Raw genomic sequence first — 23185 nt, forward strand, 5'->3', positions numbered from 1 at the left:
ACACATTTAACATGTGTACTTTATTTTTTATCTTACTTGAAGTATGTAACATTTTTATAAAGATCATCAACAACATAACCAGAAGGTAATTGAGTTTCAAATGCATTATCTATATTATATGCTTCTTTAGCTGATTGCCCCATAAATGTAGGGAATGATGTATTGCTTTGGTATGATAAATAACTTTTGAAAACATCAAACATGTAGGCTTGATTTCCAGCCTTGAATTCAATTCAGTAAAAACTATTTGCAGCATATGATTCTAAATTATTGATTTCAGCTTTGATTTTTTCAATAGCTGAGGTATCATGTTTTTGTTCTAATGCTTTTAACTCTTCTTTTTTATTAGTGATTAAATTAGATATATCTTGAGATAAGTTTTGATTTGTACCTTTAATAATTTGAACATTGTAAAGTCCGTTAGCAAATAATGCTTGCGCATATAATGAAGCTAAAGAATATACAGTTGTTACAGATTCAGAAACATTTTTATATAAGATTTCAAACACAGCAGCAATATCTGACTTAATTAAATCATTATCTAAAAATCCACCAGTTATTTGTGATGATTTTATATCATCATTTCCTTTTAATAGTGTAATTTGTTCATTTAATTGTTGAGTATATGTTTCTAACTTTTTAATATCATCATCTGTTTTTTCTGCATTATTATTAATTTTTTGAATCTTATTGAATAATTCTATAGCAGGTTGTGATTTTGTTTTAATATCATTGATTAGTGTATCAAATTCACGAATTTCATCTTCATATGTTTGAACTTCTTCTCTTGCTTCAGCCTCAGTGGTTTCTATAACTTTTCCATCTAAAACATCTCTAAGTGTTTCTTTTGCTGATAATAAATTATTATAAGCTTTGTTTCTTGTTTCAAAGAATAATTGATATGTATGAGTTCAGAAATATAGATATGGGTTAGATAAGAAATTAATTTGTTCTTGTTGAGTTAAAATAGTTTTATCTGTGATAGGGTTATTTTTATCATCAACAACAGGATTGAAAACAGTGAATTTATCTGAAGATTGACCACTGCTTGGGTTTACTCCGTAAATTAAGTTTTCAGGTGCGAAACCAAGAGAAATACCATTTACCGGCAATGCACCAACATTGACTGCATAATTATTAAATCTAGTAGACATTTGTTTGAAAATATCTTTAAAGTATTTAATAGGATTTTTAGACACCTCACCAAAAGCAAGATTATCTAATGAACCAAAAAATGCTTTTTGGAATGATTGCATATTTTCAGTAGGAATTGCATTGTAGTATTTAATAATTTGTTGGAAATTAAACACAGCTGAATGTGTAGGTTCATCTCATTTTAATACATGATTGTCGCCTTTTTTATCTTTAGGATCATTCATGTTATCTATGTAAGCTGAATAATAAGGAGTATTTTTTAAGAAGTTTTCTACTACTTCTTTAACATCTTGTTCTGTTACGATTTGGTCTTTATAATGCACAGTGTCTAACCATGTGTATGAAAAAACATTTTTAAGATCATTAACAAGAACAGAAACTAATCTTTTTGCATCATTATCAACTTTATCTTCTCATTTTTGTTTTTCCTCATTAAAAAACTTAACAGGTTGACCATTTTCATCATAAACTATGAATTTTAAAGCAGTAAAAGTTGCTCTAGGCATGTAAGTTGCATCTATCAATCCTTGTAATGTTCTGAATCCGCTAGGGATATTTTCAACATCAGAATCATTTTTAGCAATCTTTTCGAAGTATTCTGCTAATGAAGCATTTAGCTTAGTAATTTTTTCTTTTATGTCGTTTTTTACATCTTCTGAAGGTAATTTGTTTATTTTACTTTCTTGAATAATTAATTGATTATTTTTATTATCTGCTGAATATAAATTATCAACAGTTACTTCATAATTTTTATTGTTTACTTTAACTATACTTTGTGGTTCTAAATAAAAGTTTGTGAATGTATATGTTAAAAACTTTGAATTAAATAAATCATTTTCAAATTGAACTAGGTTAGGTTTCTTAGTTGAAGCGATTCTATCTTTTACAATAAATCCATTATTATCTATGAATTTTTGAGCATAAACAACAGTTGGATTGTCGTTATACATACATGAAATAGCACTTAATGGAAGAGCTGATAAAGCACCAAAAGCACCTAAGAATAATGGTAATTTCTTGAATTTATTTTTCATATAATTAATAGAACATTTGCACGTAGTTTAATGATTTAATACCTGAATAAGCAATTATGCTACCCATTACAAATAATAAACATGCAAATGCTAAACCTCCTATTGAATATGCTTTAATATATTGATATGAATCAATGATTGTTTTATCTAAACCAACTTTTTCATTTAAATTTAGAATAGGTTGTATAGTTGAAATTAAGATAGATAGTCCAATAATTGCTATCAACGCAAGAACAGCAATAATGGTTCAAGTAATAACTTTACGTTTGTAATTTTTCATAAACTATCCTTTAATTGTAGAACCTTGTCTACTAATAGCAGCCATAATTCTCTTTCTAAAGATTAAGTAAACAATAAACATAGGTAAGATAACCATTAAGCTGGCTGCAAGTTTAACGTTTTGCATTACGTTTGCACCTGAGTCAGTGTCGTTTGGATCGATACCTGCTTTGAATAGTCATACAGATACAACATCAAGTTTTGCTGATGAAATTGTTGAAACGATTGATGGTCATAAGTATGAGTTTCATGAAGCAAGTGAAGTAAGAATAACGATTGTTAATGTTGTTGGAACTACCATTGGGAATGCAACTTTAAATAAGTATTTAATCCCTCCAGCTCCATCAACAAGTGAAACTTCTTTAATTCTACCAGGTATTGCTTCAAAAGCATTTTTATACATAACAGTGTTGAAAATACTTGCAGTGAATGGTAATGCAATAGCAAATAGGAATCCCATATATTGCACAGCCATATCTGTTTTAAGAACAACTAAATATTGTCCTGAAAGAAGAGCAACTTCAGGTAAAACTAGTAAGGCTAAGGCTAAGAATCATACTAAACCTTTTCCTCTTCAGTTTCTTAATGAGAATGCATAACCCATTAAGAAAGTAATAAATACTTTTAATGTAACTGATACTATAACATTAAGGAATGTTAGTAACATAGCTTGTCAATATCCTGAAGACATAGCTCTATCATATGTATTTGCTACAACTTCTTTTCATGATACAAGCTGTAAACCTCCAGAACCATTTTCACCAGCATAATATGTTATCCCTTCTTTAAATGAAGGTAACATTCTAAATTCTGACTTTAATGATGCTGCTTGCGAATCATCCATAAATGAAATAGAAATCATATAGAAGAATGGGAATAGAATAACTACTCCGAAGAATACTAAAAGTAATAGTTTAAGGCAGCTAATTGCTACAACTTTTGTAGCACTTTTTTCAGTAACTTGTGAAGAAACTCTTTCTTGGTTCTTACGAAGCTTTTTCTGCATTAAGCGCTTGCGTAGCTTTAACTTTAACTCAAACATTTCTTTCTCCTAAATTGTTTAATGATGTTTGCACCATAAAGAATCCACCTCTAACCATTGAAGAGAAAGTAACCCCTATGATGAATAATGAAATTGATGCTGCCCCAGCTAATTGGAAGTCTCCATTTTGTGTTTGTAAGTAAACATAAAGCATTAGAGAACCACCTCCTGCGTTAAATGCATTTACAGGTTTGTTTTCAAATAATGCAAGTGGGAAAACTTTTAATCCACCAATAATTCCTAATGTGATTAGGAAGTTAATTGTACTTTTAATTGATGGAAGTGTAATTGTGAAGAATTGTTTAAAACCATTTGTCCCGTCAATTGAAGCTGAACGATATAGGTTTTTATCCACACCAAGCATAGCTGTAGTAAAGATTAATATGTTGAATGCTAGACCATTTCAAATCCCGTTAACAATCATAGCAACTAAAGCATTGAATGTATAAGGATCTTGTGTTTCTAATCAAGCAACATGTGTACCTAACATTTTGTTTAATAAACCGTATGTACCAAATAATTGGATGAATGCTAAAGAAACAGCAACCCCATTAGTTACATAAGGCATGAAGAACACTGTTTGTCAGAAACCTTTTGCATACTTACGATATAGTTTAGCTATAACGGATGATATAACTAAAGAAATCATCATAACAAAAGGTAGCACAAACATACCATAAATAAATGAGTTTCTAACCCCAACAGCAAAACGTGGATCTGAGAATACTTTTACATAGTTATTTACAGTAAAATCTCCACTTTTTGTTTGAAATGAACTTATTATATTTAAGAACATTGGTGTAATTGTGAACATTAGTAAAAGAATTAAACCAGGTAATAATAACAACATTGGTTTTCAAAATGGTGTTCTTTCATCTAATATTGAGTGAGATAAAGTAGATTTTCTATTTGATTGTTTTTTAACAGATCAATTAAATAGAAAAGGGAATTTACTTTGAATTTTTGAATGTAATTTATTATCCAATAATTTCATAAGCAAGTCTTTCTTCGCTAGATGCATCAAAAATATGAAGTTTATTTAGTGGTACATCAAAGAAAATATCATCGCCAACAGAAAAGTCATAGTTATTGTCTAGTAAGAAGTTAACTCTTCCTGTACCTTCGACATCAACAACAAGTTTACTTTCTTTTCCGAAGTTTTCTTGCACAACTACTTTACCTTTGAATGAATATTTATCATCTTTATTTTTAATAATGAAGTCTTCTGAACGAACTCCAATATTTAATGTTAAATTATCTTTGTTATCTGATAATTTTATTTGAGGTAATTCAACACCAGCCATATTAATTTTTCCATCTTTTACTTCAGATGAGAATAATCCCATTTCAGGCATTCCAAGGAATCTAGCAACGAATTGGTTCTTTGGTTTATTATATAGTTGAAGTGGTGTACCCATTTGTTGCACTTTAGCCATAGACATACAGATAATAATATCAGAAATAGACATAGCTTCTTCTTGGTCGTGAGTTACGAATACAGTAGTAATTCCAAGTGATTGTTGAATTTCTCTGATTCATTGACGTGTTGAAATACGCAACTTAGCATCAAGGTTTGAAAGTGGTTCGTCCATTAATAATATTTCAGGTTTTTTAACAATTGCACGTGCGATAGATACACGTTGTTGTTGTCCCCCTGAAAGTCTTGTAGGTTTCTTTTGAAGAATGTGAACTATTTCAACACGAGAAGCTACTTCCATAACTTCATTATGAATAGCTTGTTTTAAACTAATATCATCTTTTGATAATTCTTTGATACGAGCTTTATCTTCTTCAGATAAGAAATCAGAACTTGGATTTCTCTTTTCTTCTCTTAATTTTTCAACTAAATTATATTTCGTAATTAATTCATTTGATAGGTTTTTAAAATGAGATCTAGCAATCATAGGTAATGTTTTAGCATCATGTACTAATTGCTTGTATTCTTCATTTGTTCTTAAAATGTTCTTAAATTCAGATTTTTCACTTAAGTATTTTTCTTTAGTTTCTGCCTTTAATACATCATATCTTGAAATAATTTCATCTTGTTTAGTTAAATATTTGTATCTTGTAAGAACTTTTAAAGCTTTTTCTTCAAGTTTTACAATTTTAATTCTGTCTTGTAATACAATGTTTTGGAAATCAACTAGAAGTAATTGACTTACGAAGTCTTGAATTTCTTTGATTCTTTCTTCTCTTTCATTTGCTTCTAATCTTTCATATTTAGTGAATTTTCTATCAACATTTTTTAAGATTTCTGCAGAAACTAATTCAGCAGGTAAAAGATTGTTAGCTTTATCACTTATAAATTTCTCTTTAATTGCATGAATTTTTTGTTTTGAATCTTTTTTAATTTTAGCATTTGTTTTAATAACATTCTTAGTTAATAAAGATATTTCAGAATCCTCATGAACTAATGTTATTTTATATTCTGTATGAGCTTTTTCGTATTTTTCAACTAATTTAGCATATAATTCAGCAACTTTATGATCTGCTTCTTCAGAAATTATCATTCAGTTGTTGAATGCTTTTCTTAATGAAGCTATTTCAGAAGCAGTTGCCCCTAGTTTTTCTAGGTAGACAATGCTTTTTTCATTACGAGCTTTTTCCTTCTTTAAATAGAATTTTCTTTGTCAGTCAGCATCGTTTTTTAATGGGAATGCAATATTTGCATAAACACTCATGTGTGGATATAGAGCATAGTTTTGGAAAACGAATCCAATCTTTCTCTTTTGAGGTGTGAAATCTGTAACATCTTTACCTTTGAATAAGATTTTTCCAGATGTAACCGTTAATAACCCAGCAATCGCATTAAGTGTTGTTGTTTTACCAGAACCAGATGGTCCAAGTAATGTAACAAGTTTACCTTCAGGAATTTGGAAACTTACATTATCAACCGCTAGTGTTTCACCAAAGTCAATGTTTAAATTCTTTAATTCAATAGCGGGAATTGAATCTTTATCAATATTTTCGATTTCAGAAACATATTTTTCAATTCGAGCTAATTGGTCAGCATTAACTTTTTCTTTATTTTCTTTCATTAATTTCCTTTCATTTTATAAATAGTACAATTATTTATTCAAAATATAATAATACTTATTATATTTTATTACAAAAATTGGATTTTCAGCATTATTTACTAGTTAGATTCGGTTTTTTCTTTGCTTTGTTCTTTATCATAAATTTTTTCAAATGGTTTGTATGAAGTATTTGGTTTTATTAAGTATATATAGTTTGAAACTTGGATAGGTTTTTCAAAATAATGGAAGAATCCACGGTGATTTTCAATAGCATCATGCATTGCAATAGCTAATTGAGGATAAATTTTTCCTTCATATGAATTTTTATCATTATCATAGTTATTTTCAGTAACTGTTTCTTTTGACATTGGCAATGTGAATCCTGCACGAACAACTTCAACGTTATATGAATATTGGTAATCAGGTCCAAAGAAAACATCTGCTGTTATTCTTCCACCACCTGTACCATCAAAACCTTCAATATAAGCTACACGAACATTTTGACCATATGTATCTCACAATTTCTTAGCAAAGTGAGTTGGCATTAATGCGAATGCATATTCAAAAGGTGCTGATTGAACGAACTTATCCTTTGCACCAACAGCTTTTTCAGGAGTATCAATTCCTAATAATCTGATTGTATAAGAATCAGATTGATTTACGCTTCCGATGTTATTTAAACCTTTCTTGTCTTCTGAAGCAGCTACATCAAATGTATCACCATCTTTTGTAAGTGTAATTTTTGCATCAAAATATGTATTAGGGTTCATTTTAGCTCAGTCAATGTTCATCTTCTTAAATGTTTGAGCATTTGGTTCTGTGTTATATGATTCTAAAATTGGGTCTATTGTTTTGTTTTGTTTATTTTCAACAACAACACTTAAGCCACCTTTAATAAAGGTATTTTCATTTATATAAGGTTTATAAGTAAAACTTGTTACTACGTCGATATTTGTTAATTTAAGAGCTGCATCTTGATTGCTTTGACCCTTAACTCCGAGCTTCATACCTGTAAGTCATTGATCGAACATTTGAGAAGCACTATCTAATACATATGTTATAGGAACATTTTTTCCATTAGAATTTTTAACAATAACTCTAAATTCTTTTGGGATTCCTCCAAAATTTTCAATATATGGAAGTAGATATTTGTACTGACTATCATTTTCTGTATAAGTTAAAGTAAAATCATTTTTTACTTTTTCAGCGATTTCAGCACCCAATTTTCTAAGATCATTTTCAAATTCCTCAGGTTCATCACCAAAAAGTAGATTTGCTGATTCGATTCTAGCTTCGTGGAAGTAATTATCAACAGTATCTTCTTCTTCGTATTCTATAACGAATGGATTTTTATTTTCGAAATTAACAATATATGTTGGAATATTGTTATCTTCTGAAGAAAAATGAATATTAGGTGTATTATTAAATGCATATTGTATAGGAACAACAACTGATGATTCTTCTGTAGATGTTTTTTGGCATGATACAGCCATCAATGGAATTGCTATTGCTGAAGTAGCAAAAGCTCCCACAGTTATTAATTTTTTGAATTTCATATATCTCCCTTTATTTTAAATATAAAAATATAATTTGTTAGTAACTAACAAATTATATTAACTAATAATTAGTTATTAGGTTTATTTGATTGTACGTTGTTTACGAATGATGTGAATGTTTGTGCACTTTCACCATTTGAAACAGTTTTTTGTAATCCATCTCATGCAGCTTCTATAGCAGCTCTATATTGGTCAGCTGTAGGTGAACCTGGTTCTTCATAAACAATATATTGAGATTTTGTTTCAGCGTCAACAGCTTTTTTGAATAAGTTGAAAGCAACTTTTAGATATGCATTTGTTCCCATAAATGATAAATTAGTTTGCTTTTCAAATCCATTATAAGGCATGATGTAGCTCATTGCATTTTGAATGTATTCTTTTGGTGTTCCTGGAATTGGAGAATCTTTAGAACCAATATTAAATTTGTCTTGTTTTTTATCGCTTTTAATTAATCAACTAATAAATGCTTTTGTTGCTCTATTGTCTTGTTGATTTGATTTAATACCAATGATTGATGGTCCTTGTGAGAAAATAACATTTTTGGTGTTAGCTGCTGTTCATTTTCCAGGAGTTTCTTTAGAAATTAATTCATCTTCTGATAAGAATTGAGTTGATTTATAAACTTTCATTGTATATCCAACTTTATCCATCATTGTTTGAAGGAAAGTATCACTTAACATAGCTGTAGCAACTTTTTTCCCTTGTTTATTTACTTCTTCACCAGGTGTTACAGTATTTTGGAATAATGCTAAAAGAGATTGTTTTCCATCAACATTAACAAGTTTTGTAACTATAGCACCTACTGATTCAAGTTTACCAATGAAAGCAGTATTGTATTTTTCATTATCTGATAATGGTAGAACTAATATTAATGATTTTGTAAAATCAACATTAGCTGTTGCGTTAACAAATGTATCTTGAACTTCTTTAGAAAGGAACATAAATGAATGTGAATCAGGTGAGAAGTTTTGATTATCTGTTGACATTAAATCTTTAATATTGTATGTGTAAATAGAGTTATTGTATGTACCAAATGTAAATAATCCCTTAACATTTTTACCTTTTTCACCAAAGTCCATTCTTTGAGAAACATCTAATGTAGGAGATTGAGTTTTTTTCATAACCATTATATATTGGCTGTTTTTTGCAATATTTTTGAAATTAGTGTTTTTTCCATCTTCAAACATGAATTCAGATACAAGTTTTTTGCCTTCGTATCTTCATGAGTATTCTGTTCTTTGCTTATCTGAAATAAAGTTGTGTTTGTAACCGGCTGTAGAACCAATTGAGAATGCAAATTTATGTTTTGATTGATCTCCTGAAGCGAATTGACCACCAGGGAATAACTTCATTCCTCCAGCTTGAACTGATTCAGAAACTTTATCATAAATAGCTTTTGATTTAACGTTTGCTTCTGAACCTGCTTGACCTAAAATATCATATGTAACTGTAACTTTTTTTGTTGTTGCATTTGTATCAACTGTTTGAATCATTTTAGAAACATTACCATCAAGTTCAGCAAATAATGATTGTTCATATAATGAAGTAATGCTATCTACACCAAAAATATGTAAATCTGATTGAGCACCATCTTTAGTGTTAGCAAAAAGTTTTTGTGCTGTTGTTGCAAAGTCAATTAACTCATCGTAATTCTTAAACATTGATGATTTTAAGTTTCCATATTTTGCCACAATTTCTTTTGCGTTTGAAACTGGTGCACCTCATAATGTTTTAACTTCTTCTAAGTCTTCTTTACCTTTTTCAGCTAATTCAGCTACAAAATCTTTCATTTCTTGATCATCATCAGCAATTGTAGAACCAAGATCCATAAATGTTTTAACAACATAGTTAAGTACAGGTGCGTTGATTGCTAAAACGTTTGTAGATTTGAACCCTGGTAAAATTCATGATGATGGTCTATCAATGTATTGTGTTTCTGCATTGATAATTGCATATTCTGTTGCAAAGTCTGTTAAATCTGTATTTAATTCTGCAAAACTTTTATCGTTAAAGCTTAATAACATATTGTATGAAGCTAAGTTTGAAGCAACTGGTGCATAGTTGAATACTATATCGTAGAATTGGCTCTTGTTTCCACTTTCTAAGTCCATTTTTACTTTTTGAGAACCAGCTCCATAACCAGAACCAATATTTCTTATACTAATTTCTTTAGCATATCTTGAAATATTATTTGTTGCTTTAAACCCAATTGAGTTTTTGTCTTCTGGGTGTTCTTTTTTGTATTTTTCTAATTCAGCTTTCATAGCTTTAACTTCGTTGTTATAAACTTCAGCTATTGTAGCTAATGCTTTACCTTGATATCCTGTTTCAGAGAATGTATGAGCAACAACGATTTGTGATCTTACGTTTTGTTCAAACCCTGGTTTAATAACTTGACTAGTAGGTTGTTTTACTGAGTTATTAGCACGTTCATATTCAGTTGATGTTTGGTTAATGAGTGTAATTTGTCCCATTTTCTTATCAACCATATATTCTGGTAGTTTTTCAACTGTAACTTTTTCTTGTGTTCCTGATGTACCATTATTACATGCTACTGTTAAACCTGCTGCTGATGCAACAGCAACTAATCCAGTACCCCCTAATAATAAGTTTTTTCATTTAAAATTCATAAATTTAAACTCCTTAATATAATATAAAAATATTATTTATTATGTTTTAAGAAATGTATATGAGCGATATAAATATTTTTGAATGAAGCTCGATTTACAATTTCTATAATTAATTATAGAGCATTTATTTTTTATATTATTTAAATAATTAATTTCCACATTTTGTTCCACATTTTCACATCAAAAACAAAAAACTCGCTAGCGATTATTTAGCGAGTTCTAATTCATAGACAGTTTGGACAGTTTTAGACATTTTTTTAATAGTTCCAAACTCTTTTTTAAATTCTTCTAATTGGTTAAACTCCTCGAATGATTGCTTAGAACTTCAACGTTCGATAACAAGCACTTTATCTTCGGCTTCTAAACCATATTCAAAAGAAAGATTTTCTTCTTTCATTCTTGTTTTTTTAGTTAAGATATATAAATAATCAATGAAACCTTTCATTTTTTCAGGGTTGATTATATATCTTGTGGCTTTTGCAAAAATCATATTATATGCTCCTAAATTAGTATTTAAGTTCACTAACTAAATACTACTTTTTAATTCTTGAAAAAAGAATAAATTCTTTCCCTTGATTAATATTACCAAATTTGCTTCAGTTTGTTACTAAATCAAATGAAAAATTATTTAATCCTAGTACTTCCGCAACTTCTTGGGTCTTTCTAGGCAGTACTGGAGATAAGTATAATGACACAGCATAAATACCATTTAACAGCCTTACAAGGATTTGTTCTAAACGTTCTAAATCTTCTTTTAAGGTTCAAGGCTTAGTTTCATCAATATATTTATTAAGTTCACTTGAAAGATCAATAGCAACCTTTAAGGCTTTATCAACTTCTAAATTATCAAAATGTCTTTTATAGTTTTGAATTGAATTTGCAATTTTTTCTTCAATTGCTAAATCTTCACTTAATTCTGAATGTTTATATTGCAATGGGTTTGAAAAGCTATTTGCTTTCATTTTAACACTACGAGCAACTAAATTGCCATAGTTATTGATTAAATCAGAATTAATAACATCAATAAAACGCCCTTCGTCTCAAATACCATCTTCTCCTAATGTGATTTGTGAAGCAAAATAATATTTAATCATTTCTGGGTGGTATTTTTCAAGTAAATCATAAGGATCTACAACATTATTTTTAGATTTTGACATTTTTCCTGTTGGTGTAACTAATCAACCATGGGCTTGAATTTTATTTGGTTGTTTTAGATTTAAACCTTTAAGGAAAATAGGTCAATAAATCATATGGAAACGAGCGATTTCTTTACCTATTAAATGCACAACTTCAGCTTCATTTCAAAATTCATTAAACTCATCACCTTGCTTATCTTTAGTAACATCATAACCTAATGCTGTGATATAGTTGCATAAAGCATCTAACCATACATATAAAGTGTGAGTTGGATCTTCGTTAATTTTAATACCTCAGTTAATATTACTTCTTGTAACAGATAAGTCTTCTAATCCTTTAAGCAAGAAATTATTCTTCATTTCATTGATTATTTTATTAGGTCCTAAAAAATCTTTATGTTCATCTATATATTGAAGTAGTCAAGGAGCAAACTCGTTCATTTTAAAGAAATAAGAATCTTCTGAAACAGTTACTAATTTATGTCCACTTTGAGGGTGATAGTATTCACCATCTTTTAGTACAGCTTGAGTTTCGGTTAAAAACTCTTCATCACTTATTGAATATAGACCTTCATATTTTCCACGATAAATGTAGCCTTTATCTAAAAAGTATGAAAAAATATTTTTAACACTTTTGCAATGTTGTGGATTACTTGTTCTTGAGAAAATATCATAATTAATATCAAAGTCTTTTCACATTTGTTGGTATTTAACAACTAAATTATCAACAAATTCTTGAGGTTGCATCTGAGCTTCTGCTGCCTTTTGCTCAATTTTTAATCCATGTTCATCACTTCCAGTAAGCATTTTTACATTATAACCATCTAACTTTTTGTAATTAGCAATTACTCAAGCTAGAGTAGTGGTATAAAGGTGCCCGATATGGAGATTACCACTTGCATAATAAATAGGGGTTGTTATATAAAAATTTTTTTTCATTATTGCTCCTTAAACTTTTTTAGGTTTATATAATGCTTTTATTTCAGGCAAGTATGAATGATTGCTCTTATCATTACTATCATGTAAATATAAATTAGGTAAAAAATGAACTCCTCAACCAGATTGATATCTAGCTTCAATTAAAGCGAATTTAGGCTTATCATCTATTCTAGGAAGAATGAATTGGATTCTTTTAGGCTCGAATTTATATTTTCTTAAATATTCAAATGTATCAACTAAACGTTCCACTGGAAGAACAATAGTTAAAAATCCTTTTTGTTCAATTATTTTGCTACATCCCATAATTAATTGTTCTAGATTTAGGTGTATTTCATGAGTTGCTATTAACTTTTCTTGCGAAATATCTTTTTTAATCTTACTTTTATCATAAGGATAAAAAGGGGGATTGCAAAAAATACTTTGGTATTTTTTAGCTGCCTGCTTTGCATGCTGCTTTCAAAAATCATTAAAGTCACTGTGAATAACATTAATTTGTTCTTGCATATTATTTAATTCAACATTTCTTTTTGCAAGTTCAACAGCTCTTTCTTGAATTTCTACGGCATCGATTTTTAAATTAGTAGAACGAGAGGCCACAAAAATAGATAAAGCACCATTATTTGTGCCTATTTCTAATGCACGAGTAGTTTTTTTAGTTAAATAAATAAAGTTACCAAGCAAAATTGTATCAACTGAATAATTAAACATTGTTTTATCTTGGTAAACGTATAAATCTGAATCAAAACCTAATGAATTTTTAACTAGCTTACTTTCTTTGTTTTTTATACTTTGCATTATTTCTTTCTGATTCTTCTTTTTGTTTTTTATTTAGGTAGTCTTGGTACAAGTCAGCCAATACACAGTCGACTTTTCCTTCAACAAGATCTACACCAACAACTACTACATCAACATAATCACCCAAGGTAAATTTACGATTAGCAGATATCAATTTTGTTAATACATCATTAGGCTCGTATTCGCCATCTATTAAAGTGCTTTTGTGCACTAAACCACTAGCCTTAAATTCAAATTCAACGAAGAATCCGAAATTTAAAATACTTAAAATTTGTACTTTAAAAGTTTTTCCAATTTGATTTTTTAAAAATTCAGCAAACTTTAAATCATTTACGTTACGTTCAATTTGCACAGCTTTTTGTTCACTCTTTGTATTTAAATCACCAAAAATTGGCAGCATCTCACGGTAATCATCTAGCTTGTTATATTCTTTATTGATTAGAAAGTTTCTTATTGTTCTATGAACAACTAAATCCGGATATCTTCTAATCGGGCTTGTAAAGTGACAGTAGAATTTTGAAGCAAGCCCAAAGTGTCCGATATTATTATCTGAATAAATTGCTTTTTGCATTGAACGTAAGAACATTAACTTAACAAAATCATCATCACGCTCATTTTTAACCTTAGCCACAAAATCAGCAAATATTTTTGGTGTTATTGTATTCGCTTTAAGTTCGCTTGCTGAAATATTTATTGCTGAAAGTGAGTTTTTAAGTAGTGTTAATTTATCTTCATCAGGTGTTTCGTGAATACGATATAGCACAGGAAGTTTTGCATCAAATAAGTATTTAGCTACAGTTTCATTAGCTCTAACCATAAAGTCTTCTATTAATACCTCACTAAATCCACGTGGATTAATTTCAATACTTTTTACTCTTCCTTCTTCATCAAGCTTAATTTTAGGCTCTTGGATTTCAAAGTCAACATAACCTTCTTTGATTTTATGTTCGTGTAAAATCAAACTTAATTCTTTAGCAGTAGTTAGCATTGCTTTTAATTCTTTTACTTGTTTAGGATTATCATCTTCATTTAATAGTCCTGTTTTATAAAATTTATCAACATTTTTGTATGTTAATCTGAATTTAGATTCAATTATTCCTTGAGAAATCTCAACATTTACATTGTTTCCGTATTCATCAATTTCCATTTCACAGGCTAAAACAAAACGATCTTCGTTCGGATTAAGTGAACAAATTCCGTTAGATAATTCAACAGGCAACATAGGAATAACACGATCTACAAGATAAATACTTGTTCCACGTTTTAAAGCTTCTTCATTAATTGCTGTTTCTTCTCTAACGTAGTAAGAAACATCAGCAATATAAACACCTAGGAAGTAATTTCCGTTCTTAAGTCTTCTTACAGTAATAGCATCATCAAAGTCTTTAGTATCATCACCATCGATAGTTACGATCATTTGATCTCTAAAGTCTTTACGGTTGCTTCAATCTTCAGCAACAATACTTGAAGGAATATGACTTACTTCTTCATCCATATTTTCAGGGAAAGCTAATGGTGCTTTAATTTGTTCTAGATATGACTTAACAAACACCATAGGATCAGCTTCATTAGTGATTACTCTAGCTACTTGGATATCAATGCAGTTTCCTTCATAAGATAAAATTTTGCAAGTAACTAAATCATTTAATTTTGTAGGCACTGCAGAAGAAATTAATCTTCATTTGCTTGTTTTAAATCTGTTATCAACTGGCACAAAATATTTTGTATCATTTTTTTCTTTAATAAAACCTACAACAGATTCATTATTTCTTTGCACTACGGCTGTAACTACACCATGGGTTAAATCATCGCCCCCAGGTATTTCAGATTTATAAACATTTACTTTAACAGTATCGCCATTAATCGCTCCGTTAAAGTTGAATGATTTGACATATACACTTTTTTTAGTGTTGTTTTCTTCATCAATATCATAATCAACAAAACCAAAATTACCTTTTTGTGATACTGATAAAATACCTTCAATTGTTTCTTCTAGTACTGGCGCATAGTATTCATCGCGATTATTTTTAAAAATTAAATACTCACCTTGGAGTTCTGAAAGCACTCTTGTAAGTGATTTATTATCCTTAGGTAGGATTTTAAAGTGTTTTGCTATATCAAGGAATGATTTAGGCTTTCCAGTTTTTATATAGTCATAAATAAGATTTTTTTTCATTTGTTTACATTAAGATTCTAATTACCACTGATCCAACTATGATTAATGTTCCTAGTGTAATCATTGAATATTTTAAAATCTTTTTGACTCCTCTCTCTTTTGAATGCTTAAATAGGTCTAAATCACCTGAACCAACTAATGCTCCTGAAAACCCGTTTGAATCCGGAGACATTAAGAATGAAACTATGATAATTAAGAAACCAATAATTAGTAATACAACTACTAAAGTGGTCATGCTTCCTCCTGAAATATTTAAATAGTATTTAAATAATACCATAAAAACACCCTAAATTTCTGAATATGGAAAAGCTTTTTATTCCTGATTTTAAGGAACAAAAGTTATGGTTAGAAAATTTATCAAAAGTCTATGTAAAATAGCTACATTTTTCTCTATTTTTCGCTTCATTTAGTTAATATGGATAATAACCAATGGGATTTTTATTTTTAACGCTATATCATAGGAATAAAAGGTATTTACACAATTAAAAATTAATCACGCACATTATAAAGTTGTATAACTTTATAATTCTTTAATATAACAGAGTATAATTTTTAATATGAAAAATATATACAGAAAATTATTATTAGTAGGAACTTCTATTCCTGCAATTATGACGCCAATTATTTTAAGTAGTTGTGCCCAAAAAGAAGAAAATATAAAAGATAAAAATGACAGAAACTTAATTAAATCAGTCGAGATATTGAGAAATTCTTACAAAATGTTTATTGATAATACCAATTCATTTTATACAAAATTAATTTTAGATACAAAAAACAATGAGTTTTTAGCACCTATTGCCAAAAATGTATACAATGAACTTTCAATAGATGATCACAGTGGAAAGTTTCAAAATGATTTCTTTGATTACTTTAATAACATCCAAAATATAGATAACTTTAGTAAAAAAATGAATAATTCATTTGCACATTTAATACAAGGTATGTCACAAGTTAATATAAATAATCCAATTCAATTAAAACAATATTTAAATAAATTACGTCAACAACTTGCTGACCTATATAAAAATATTCAAAGTACCTACAATTTTATTCTTAATGCAGCCTTAAAAATAGACGAGAAAAAAGCAAAAGAACTACAAGCAAGCTATAACGAAAGTTTAAAAACAGGTCCTTATAAAATTTATGACTTTACTTTTATTTCTAAGCTTCTTGTAGAAACAGAAATGAAAAGCTATATCATGAACTCAATGCTTATGGATTTATCTAATGCTGATAGTAAATTAAAGAACCAAATTAATTCCACATTACAAAAAAGCACTCAATGAGCTAATGATTGAAATAATAAACTAGAAAAATATGATGTACACAAAGTTTTAGCAACAGAAATTAAAACACTTCAAAATATGAGTAAAGATTTATTTGATGGTTTTTATTCAAATTCAGATATTTTCTACTCAAAATATTCAAAATCAGTTATTGAAAATAGAATTCCTGAATCGCTCGTTAAAGAAATATTCAACAAAAACCCTATTTATATTAGTTATCATTTAGATAATAATAATGTTGAAACAAACATACCTACAGCAGATGAAATTTTAGCTAATGATAAAATTAGTGAAAATGCTACTAAAGCAATTAATTCTTTAGTAACGGATTTTGATAATTCAGGAAGAACCCTAAACCCAACATATAAGAAAGATAATTTCTTAAACGGGCAAGATATCCAATTGGCTTTAGGTTATTCTGATGGATCAAGCAATCGAAATGATACACCACTTTTAGATGCGAAATTATTTAGCAGAGAGCAAAGCACTAACAATTTTGCTTTTGATGCATCTATTCAAAATGGTATAGCACAAGAATTTAGCAAAAGTTCAACTAACAATGTAATTAAAATAAAGGTGCCTTTTAAATATATAAGCTTATTTAATAGCTTGCTAATTTCGCCTTCAAAACAGGGATATCAAGATTTTTATGAAACTACAAAACTTCTTCCATTTGGCTTACAAGGTATTAGTGTGCTAAATTCATATAAGTTAAAATTGAATCAAGCAACCGAGGATAATACTTTAGTTTTAGGGTCTCAATTTGCATGAATGGAAGGTAATAGAACTAGTTCAAATCTTTGAGATATATTCATTTTTAGTAACTATAATTTCACATTACTTAGCAGTGAAAATACAAGTGATTTAGTTCTTGACTTATATATAGGAATTGACGATCAATTAGCTCAAAGAGCATTAAACCAATACCAAGATATGAGTAGTTTTTCTAAAGAGAAGCAAGCATTTGATAATGAAGAAATTACATTAGATAGTAAATATGTAGATTGAGTAAAAGATTTCTATATTCTTCCTTACAATACATACATAAAAAATACAAATGATAAATCTTTAAGCGAAGAAGCATACTATAACCAAGAATTATCAAAATATATTAAGGACGGAAAAATAAAACGTAGTACTTGGGTTTCAACATTAAATAGTATATCTAGTTATTTAGATGACGTTCCTAATGTAGACAAAAAGGCTCTTGCACCCGAAGAGGTTGATAAAATTAATAAATTAATTTTATCTATAAACGAAACATTAAAAAATATGGATATTCCTGTTGAAGAACTAATAGTTAAATTTAAGGAAATAAATAAAGAATTATCCAAAATTGATAACATAGGACATAAATATTTAAGTGATGAAGAAATAGATAATTATATAAATAATGTCGCTCAATTAAGGGAAGATGAAGTTAAAGAATTAAGCAAAGATAAAGCTGCTGATTTATTCAAAAGCAGAGTTACTGCTTACATATCAAAATATTTATATAGTTTTATTAATTTATTAAAAGACCACATGAAAACCTTTAATGATTGATTAGCACAACCTAAAACACAACTTCTAAATATTACAAATTCTTCTGACTATGAGTCAGCTAAGAAAAATATAAATAAGATGATTAACGAAAACGTTCAAAATGCACCTATACCTATTCAAGACGTTGAAATTATCTTTAGTATTAAAAATATCATAAAATAAATTTAGGAGAAAATATGAAAATAAAAACACTTGGTAAAATATTATCAATTCCTAGTTTTGGACTTATTACACTAGCTTGTAGCTGTCAAAGTCAAAACAACGACAATGATAATGTAAATAATGTAGAAAAAAATAACTTATATGTAAAGGCATTTATGAATGAAGCTAATTCATTTATTAATAATTACACAAATATGCAAAAACAAATGGTTGAATTTATATTGCAACAAGGTCAAATAAACCCTGATATTCAGAAAAAAATTCAAAATTTAAGCTCTCAAGCACCATCTGTATTTAATAAATACTTTTTACCTTTCGCAGAACAGAAAGCTGAAAAAAACAATATTTTTAAAGCTAAATATAAGGATTTTTTAACAATCTATTCTCAAAAGAATATCACATCATTCGCTTTAGCAAATGCAATGCAAAAATTTGTTAAAGAAATAACAAACGAAGCCAATAATATGTTAGCTACACTTGATCAATATTTCTCAATTAATAATAATTTTAGTCAAAAAGATCAAATCGAATATGATGATATGGTAGCTTTAAGTCATATTTACTATATACAAGCTTTATATGCGCATATTTCAAATAATCTTAATAACCTAAAAGCTATTAAAACAGCTAATGTAGACAAAATTAAAGAACTTGAAGATAAAATCAAATCAAATTTAACTGATTTTTACTCTCTATTAAGTATTTATCAAGATAATGTTTTTTTCAAAAACAACTACAACAGTGGATTAAAAGTAGCGATTTGAAATTTAGAAAATGTTGTTAAAGAATATAAAGAAAACTTTGGAATACTATATTTACAAAGTCTTCCTGTAAATAAAGATAAACTATTTTCTAATTCCTTTTCATCAATGTATAACGATATGAAAGTAGCTATTCTTAATTCAGAAGGTGTACTAGAGCCAGCTTATTTATATATAAATCCTGAAAGTTTTAGTAATACAAAACCTGAAGAAGAGACATTAGTAAGAGAAATTAATAAGCTAAAGAAAGAAAATTACACCTTTGTTGAAAACTATGTAAAAGATAATATTACTTATGATAAAAAGCTTGTTCTAAAAAGTAATTTAACAAATAATGTTCCATTCAATATTTCATTAGCTTCTCGAAAAAATGGGCATTTTAGCACCGTAGAAAAAACAGTTAATACTAATTTTGGTGAAAAATTATCCTTAAGCAAGCACCTTCAAGGCGTAAACTATTTAATGAGAATGCAAGTTAATGAAAATCAACTACATTCTTTAGGTATTACTTTAGTCGATATAATTCAAAACCCAATTTTAAATAATCAAAATCTATTACTATCTCAACCCACAAATCTTGCCGGAGAGGTTGTTGTTAAAAACAATGTCCCTACAATTAGATTAGCTCAAAAAGAAGAAAATTATATTATACCTACAGGATGAGATACAATCTTATATCCTAATAAGAAATTAAACATTTCTTACAACTTTCCAAACCAAGTCAAATTTAGTATTTATAACGTTTACTTTTTATTAGATAAAGCTACTTATGAAGCTATTTCTAACCTAGAAGATAATGCTAGTTTAAACTTAGAATTTATTTAGATACAAAAAAGCTACTAGAACTACCTAGTAGCTGTTTTTGTTATTTATAAGCAATTTTTTCACTGTAAAGTTTAGGTGAAATTTCTTTAATAAATTCAGTCATTAAATCAATTGTTGCTTGGATATCTACAAGTGAACAGCAACCAATTGGTGAGTGAAGATATCTTTGTGGAATTGAAATAGTCATAACTGAGGCTCCACCTTCTGCATATTGAAGTTGAGCAGCATCTGTTCCTCCACCTTCAGCAACATATTTGTATGCTGGAATTTCTTTTCTTTTTGAAATTTCCATTAATACTGATAATAATTTAGGATCAGGTAATGTTCCACCATCCTTAACAAGAAGCGAAACCCCTTTTCCAAGCACTGGAGTACCAGGTTTACATCCTGTTGTATCATGTGAAGCACCTGTATCAACAGCAAATGCAATATCTGGATTAATGATTGATACAGATGTTTTAGCGCCACGTGTTCCCACTTCTTCTTGAACTGTTCCAACTAAGTATAAATCACATTCAAGTTCTAAATCAGCTACATTGTTAGCAATAAATTCTAAAGAAGTTACTCCTGCACGGTTATCCATTGCTTTACCACCAATAATATTGTTTGCAAAGTTAATTGTTTCTCCTGATAAAAAGATTTTATCTCCAATTTCAATACCAGCTTCTTGAACTTCTGCTTTTGAAGCAAAACCTAAATCAACAAATAAATCAGATTCCTTAATTGCAACACCCATTTTATCTCTATCCATAATGTGGATTGATGTGTGTCCAAATACACCTTCAAATCTTTTTCCAGATGTATTTGATACAACAGTAGCTTTTGTCCCAATAACTACAGAAGGTCAAACACCACCAATTGTTGTAACTAGAATATTTCCGTTATCTGCGATTGATTTAACCATGTACCCAACTTCATCCATGTGAGCTGCTAGCATAACTTTTGGAGCATTAGCAACTTTAGAAGGCTTATGGAAAATAATTGATCCAAAAGCATCTCTTGTAATTTCATATTTATTTTTGATGTTTTCTCTTAATTCTGTAGCTACTGGTTCTTCAAAACGCGAAATAGCTTCAATTGACATATATTTTGCTAGACGACTAGCTAATTTTTCATATTTTTTATCCATTTTAATTTTCCTTTAATAATTCATTTAATTTGTGTTCCATTGATTTGAAATCAACTTGCTCATTAGTGTTTTCGTTTATTTGCATATATTGGACTTTATTTAAGTCATCTAAAATAAATAATGAACGAGCACATAATTGTAATTGATCAATTAATACACCTAAACTACGAGCAACTTCATGATCTACATAATCAGAATATAATTGAACTCTTCCAATTTCATGGTCCTCAGCATAATTGCTTAATGCCGTAGGTAAATCCATTGAAAATGTTACAAAATCAACGTTTTTGTATTTGCGAGATAATTCAGCCATTTTTAAAATTTGCATATCACATACAAGTGTATCTGCTGAAGGGAATGTACCAAGAACTAAATATTTGTTTTGGCGTTTTGGTGAACTTTGTTCAAACTTACCTTCTTTAGCACCTTGAAGTAAAACTTCATTGCCTAATACTGGTGCTGTACCTGCTAAATTATATTCTTTATTTGCGAATTTAACTGTTCTCATAAATCCTCCTTGTTTTAATAATTTAATTTTACTAAATGTTGCTGTTTATGGTAATTATTTTTAAATCAAAAATACTCCATCAATACAATAGATGAAGTATTTATAGAGCTATATATTAGTAGTAAAAGATAATATCAAGAATTTTGTTATCACCTTTTATTTTTGAAAGTATTTCTTTTTTGAAATCAATGTATTTAATCGTCTTTTCTTATTTGTTACAAAATAGTTAAGCTTTTTAAATTTTGCACAATTTATTTCTTGGACTTTTTGATTATGTTCTTTTTAAAATCCATTAACAGTATCAAAAATCACTCCAAATTTTAAGTATAAAAAAGACTCAATATTGAGTCATTTGGTGCCTTAGACAGGACTTGAACCTGCACGGATTGCTCCAGCGGATTTTGAGTCCGCAGCGTCTACCATTCCACCACTAAGGCAATAAAGCTATATTTATTATATAGCTTTTTAATTTTGATTAATAATTATTTGCAATTCTTTCGTAATTTTTGCGATTTTTAGCTTCATATGCTTTAAATAAATCATCATAATCATAGCCTAGCATAGTAAAACTTCCTAAAGCTACTTGAAAGGCTTTTAAGATATTTGCTTTATTAATATCTTTCATAATATCCGTGATTGCTATAAAAAGTTGTTGGAATTGAATGTTGATGTCTTTACTTAATACCAATGGTTCTATAATTGGGTCGATTTCAAACTTGTATGAAAAGTTTACTAAAAAGTGAATTAGATCAGCGAATTCTTCAGTAACTGCAGCTTTTTTGATGTTTTTATGTATTTTTCAATACTTAAAACTTTGGACTTCATTAATGTATTCAGCAGCTTCGATGATTAGAGCTAAAGTTTTTTGAACCTTAATATCATCAACATTTAAATCAGGGTTTGCATCACGACTTTTTTTAGCAATTTGTTTATCTAGTTCTTTTTGCATATCGAAGATTTTTGTTAAATTCATAGCTGTATTATATTACTTTTTTGATTTTTTAAGCCAACAAAATAAGCTACCTTACTTTAGGCTTTATTTATTTGTTATGAGTTGAGAAAAAAATGAAATTATTGCAAAAATCCTAAAATATTTGTCTTTTATATTAACTTAATTTTAGATATTTATTCCTACGCCCTAGGCAAAAAGTTATATATGCATTGTTTGATTCCACAGTAAAGAAAAACCCGTAACCTACGTTACGAGTTA

At 28.6% G+C, this 23185-nt stretch carries 17 protein-coding genes and 1 tRNA gene; 2 read left to right on the top strand and 16 right to left on the bottom strand.

What is annotated here, in order from left to right; all coding sequences use genetic code 4:
• Positions 1-32: 32 nt before the first annotated feature.
• The 12 genes from ACX1M8_RS01850 to secG form a co-directional block, all read right to left on the bottom strand.
• Complete coding sequence (locus ACX1M8_RS01850) at positions 33-2189, bottom strand: coiled-coil domain-containing protein (RefSeq protein ID WP_458836679.1); 2157 nt, start codon at positions 2187-2189, stop codon at positions 33-35.
• A 4-nt stretch (positions 2190-2193) separates the two neighbouring features.
• Positions 2194-2469, bottom strand: a complete 276-nt coding sequence (locus tag ACX1M8_RS01855) for a hypothetical protein (protein ID WP_458616809.1) — start codon at positions 2467-2469, stop codon at positions 2194-2196.
• A 3-nt stretch (positions 2470-2472) separates the two neighbouring features.
• Positions 2473-3510, bottom strand: coding sequence for a carbohydrate ABC transporter permease (locus ACX1M8_RS01860; protein WP_458836680.1), 1038 nt, complete (start codon positions 3508-3510; stop codon positions 2473-2475).
• Positions 3455-4504, bottom strand: a complete 1050-nt coding sequence (locus ACX1M8_RS01865; protein WP_458616804.1) for a carbohydrate ABC transporter permease — start codon at positions 4502-4504, stop codon at positions 3455-3457. Before ACX1M8_RS01865 ends, ACX1M8_RS01860 begins: the two co-directional genes overlap by 56 nt.
• Positions 4488-6548 (bottom strand): ATP-binding cassette domain-containing protein, encoded by a 2061-nt coding sequence (locus ACX1M8_RS01870; RefSeq protein ID WP_458616801.1) that lies wholly within the window; start codon positions 6546-6548, stop codon positions 4488-4490. The genes ACX1M8_RS01865 and ACX1M8_RS01870 overlap by 17 nt, the downstream gene beginning before the upstream one ends.
• 98 nt (positions 6549-6646) lie before the next feature.
• Positions 6647-8083: a thermonuclease family protein gene (locus tag ACX1M8_RS01875; RefSeq protein ID WP_458836681.1), complete on the bottom strand. Its 1437-nt coding sequence runs from the start codon at positions 8081-8083 to the stop codon at positions 6647-6649.
• A 68-nt stretch (positions 8084-8151) separates the two neighbouring features.
• Complete coding sequence (locus tag ACX1M8_RS01880) at positions 8152-10713, bottom strand: P68 family surface lipoprotein (RefSeq protein WP_458836682.1); 2562 nt, start codon at positions 10711-10713, stop codon at positions 8152-8154.
• A gap of 205 nt (positions 10714-10918) precedes the next feature.
• Positions 10919-11203, bottom strand: coding sequence for an antibiotic biosynthesis monooxygenase family protein (locus tag ACX1M8_RS01885; protein WP_458616795.1), 285 nt, complete (start codon positions 11201-11203; stop codon positions 10919-10921).
• Positions 11204-11246: 43 nt separating this feature from the next.
• On the bottom strand, positions 11247-12788 hold the full coding sequence (gene metG, locus ACX1M8_RS01890) for a methionine--tRNA ligase (protein ID WP_458836683.1): 1542 nt from the start codon (positions 12786-12788) through the stop codon (positions 11247-11249).
• Between the two features lie 9 nt (positions 12789-12797).
• Positions 12798-13583 carry a tRNA1(Val) (adenine(37)-N6)-methyltransferase gene (locus tag ACX1M8_RS01895; protein WP_458836684.1) on the bottom strand — a complete coding sequence of 262 codons (786 nt, stop codon included), beginning with the start codon at positions 13581-13583 and terminating at the stop codon, positions 12798-12800.
• Entirely contained in the window at positions 13555-15759 is a 2205-nt protein-coding gene (gene rnr / locus ACX1M8_RS01900; RefSeq protein WP_458836685.1) for a ribonuclease R, read from the bottom strand. Before rnr ends, ACX1M8_RS01895 begins: the two co-directional genes overlap by 29 nt.
• A gap of 4 nt (positions 15760-15763) precedes the next feature.
• Entirely contained in the window at positions 15764-16036 is a 273-nt protein-coding gene (gene secG / locus ACX1M8_RS01905) for a preprotein translocase subunit SecG (protein ID WP_458797906.1), read from the bottom strand.
• Between the two features lie 280 nt (positions 16037-16316).
• On the opposite strand from secG, the gene ACX1M8_RS01910 reads away from it, so the two are divergent.
• Both ACX1M8_RS01910 and ACX1M8_RS01915 read left to right on the top strand, forming a co-directional pair.
• The gene (locus tag ACX1M8_RS01910) at positions 16317-18752 is read left to right on the top strand and encodes a hypothetical protein (RefSeq protein WP_458836686.1); all 2436 of its coding nucleotides are present in this window, start codon (positions 16317-16319) and stop codon (positions 18750-18752) included.
• 14 nt (positions 18753-18766) lie between these two features.
• Entirely contained in the window at positions 18767-20338 is a 1572-nt protein-coding gene (locus ACX1M8_RS01915; RefSeq protein WP_458836687.1) for a hypothetical protein, read from the top strand.
• A 40-nt stretch (positions 20339-20378) separates the two neighbouring features.
• On the opposite strand, the gene ACX1M8_RS01920 is transcribed toward ACX1M8_RS01915, so the two are convergent.
• The 4 genes from ACX1M8_RS01920 to ACX1M8_RS01935 form a co-directional block, all read right to left on the bottom strand.
• Positions 20379-21467, bottom strand: a complete 1089-nt coding sequence (locus ACX1M8_RS01920; protein ID WP_458616780.1) for a zinc-binding metallopeptidase family protein — start codon at positions 21465-21467, stop codon at positions 20379-20381.
• A gap of 1 nt (position 21468) precedes the next feature.
• Complete coding sequence (locus ACX1M8_RS01925) at positions 21469-21975, bottom strand: redoxin domain-containing protein (protein WP_458616778.1); 507 nt, start codon at positions 21973-21975, stop codon at positions 21469-21471.
• Between the two features lie 353 nt (positions 21976-22328).
• A tRNA-Leu gene (locus ACX1M8_RS01930) sits at positions 22329-22412 on the bottom strand.
• 38 nt (positions 22413-22450) lie between these two features.
• The gene (locus ACX1M8_RS01935) at positions 22451-22948 is read right to left on the bottom strand and encodes a dUTP diphosphatase (RefSeq protein ID WP_458806989.1); all 498 of its coding nucleotides are present in this window, start codon (positions 22946-22948) and stop codon (positions 22451-22453) included.
• Between the last annotated feature and the right edge of the window lie 237 nt (positions 22949-23185).

This window comes from Mycoplasma tracheobuteonis, assembly GCF_054456995.1.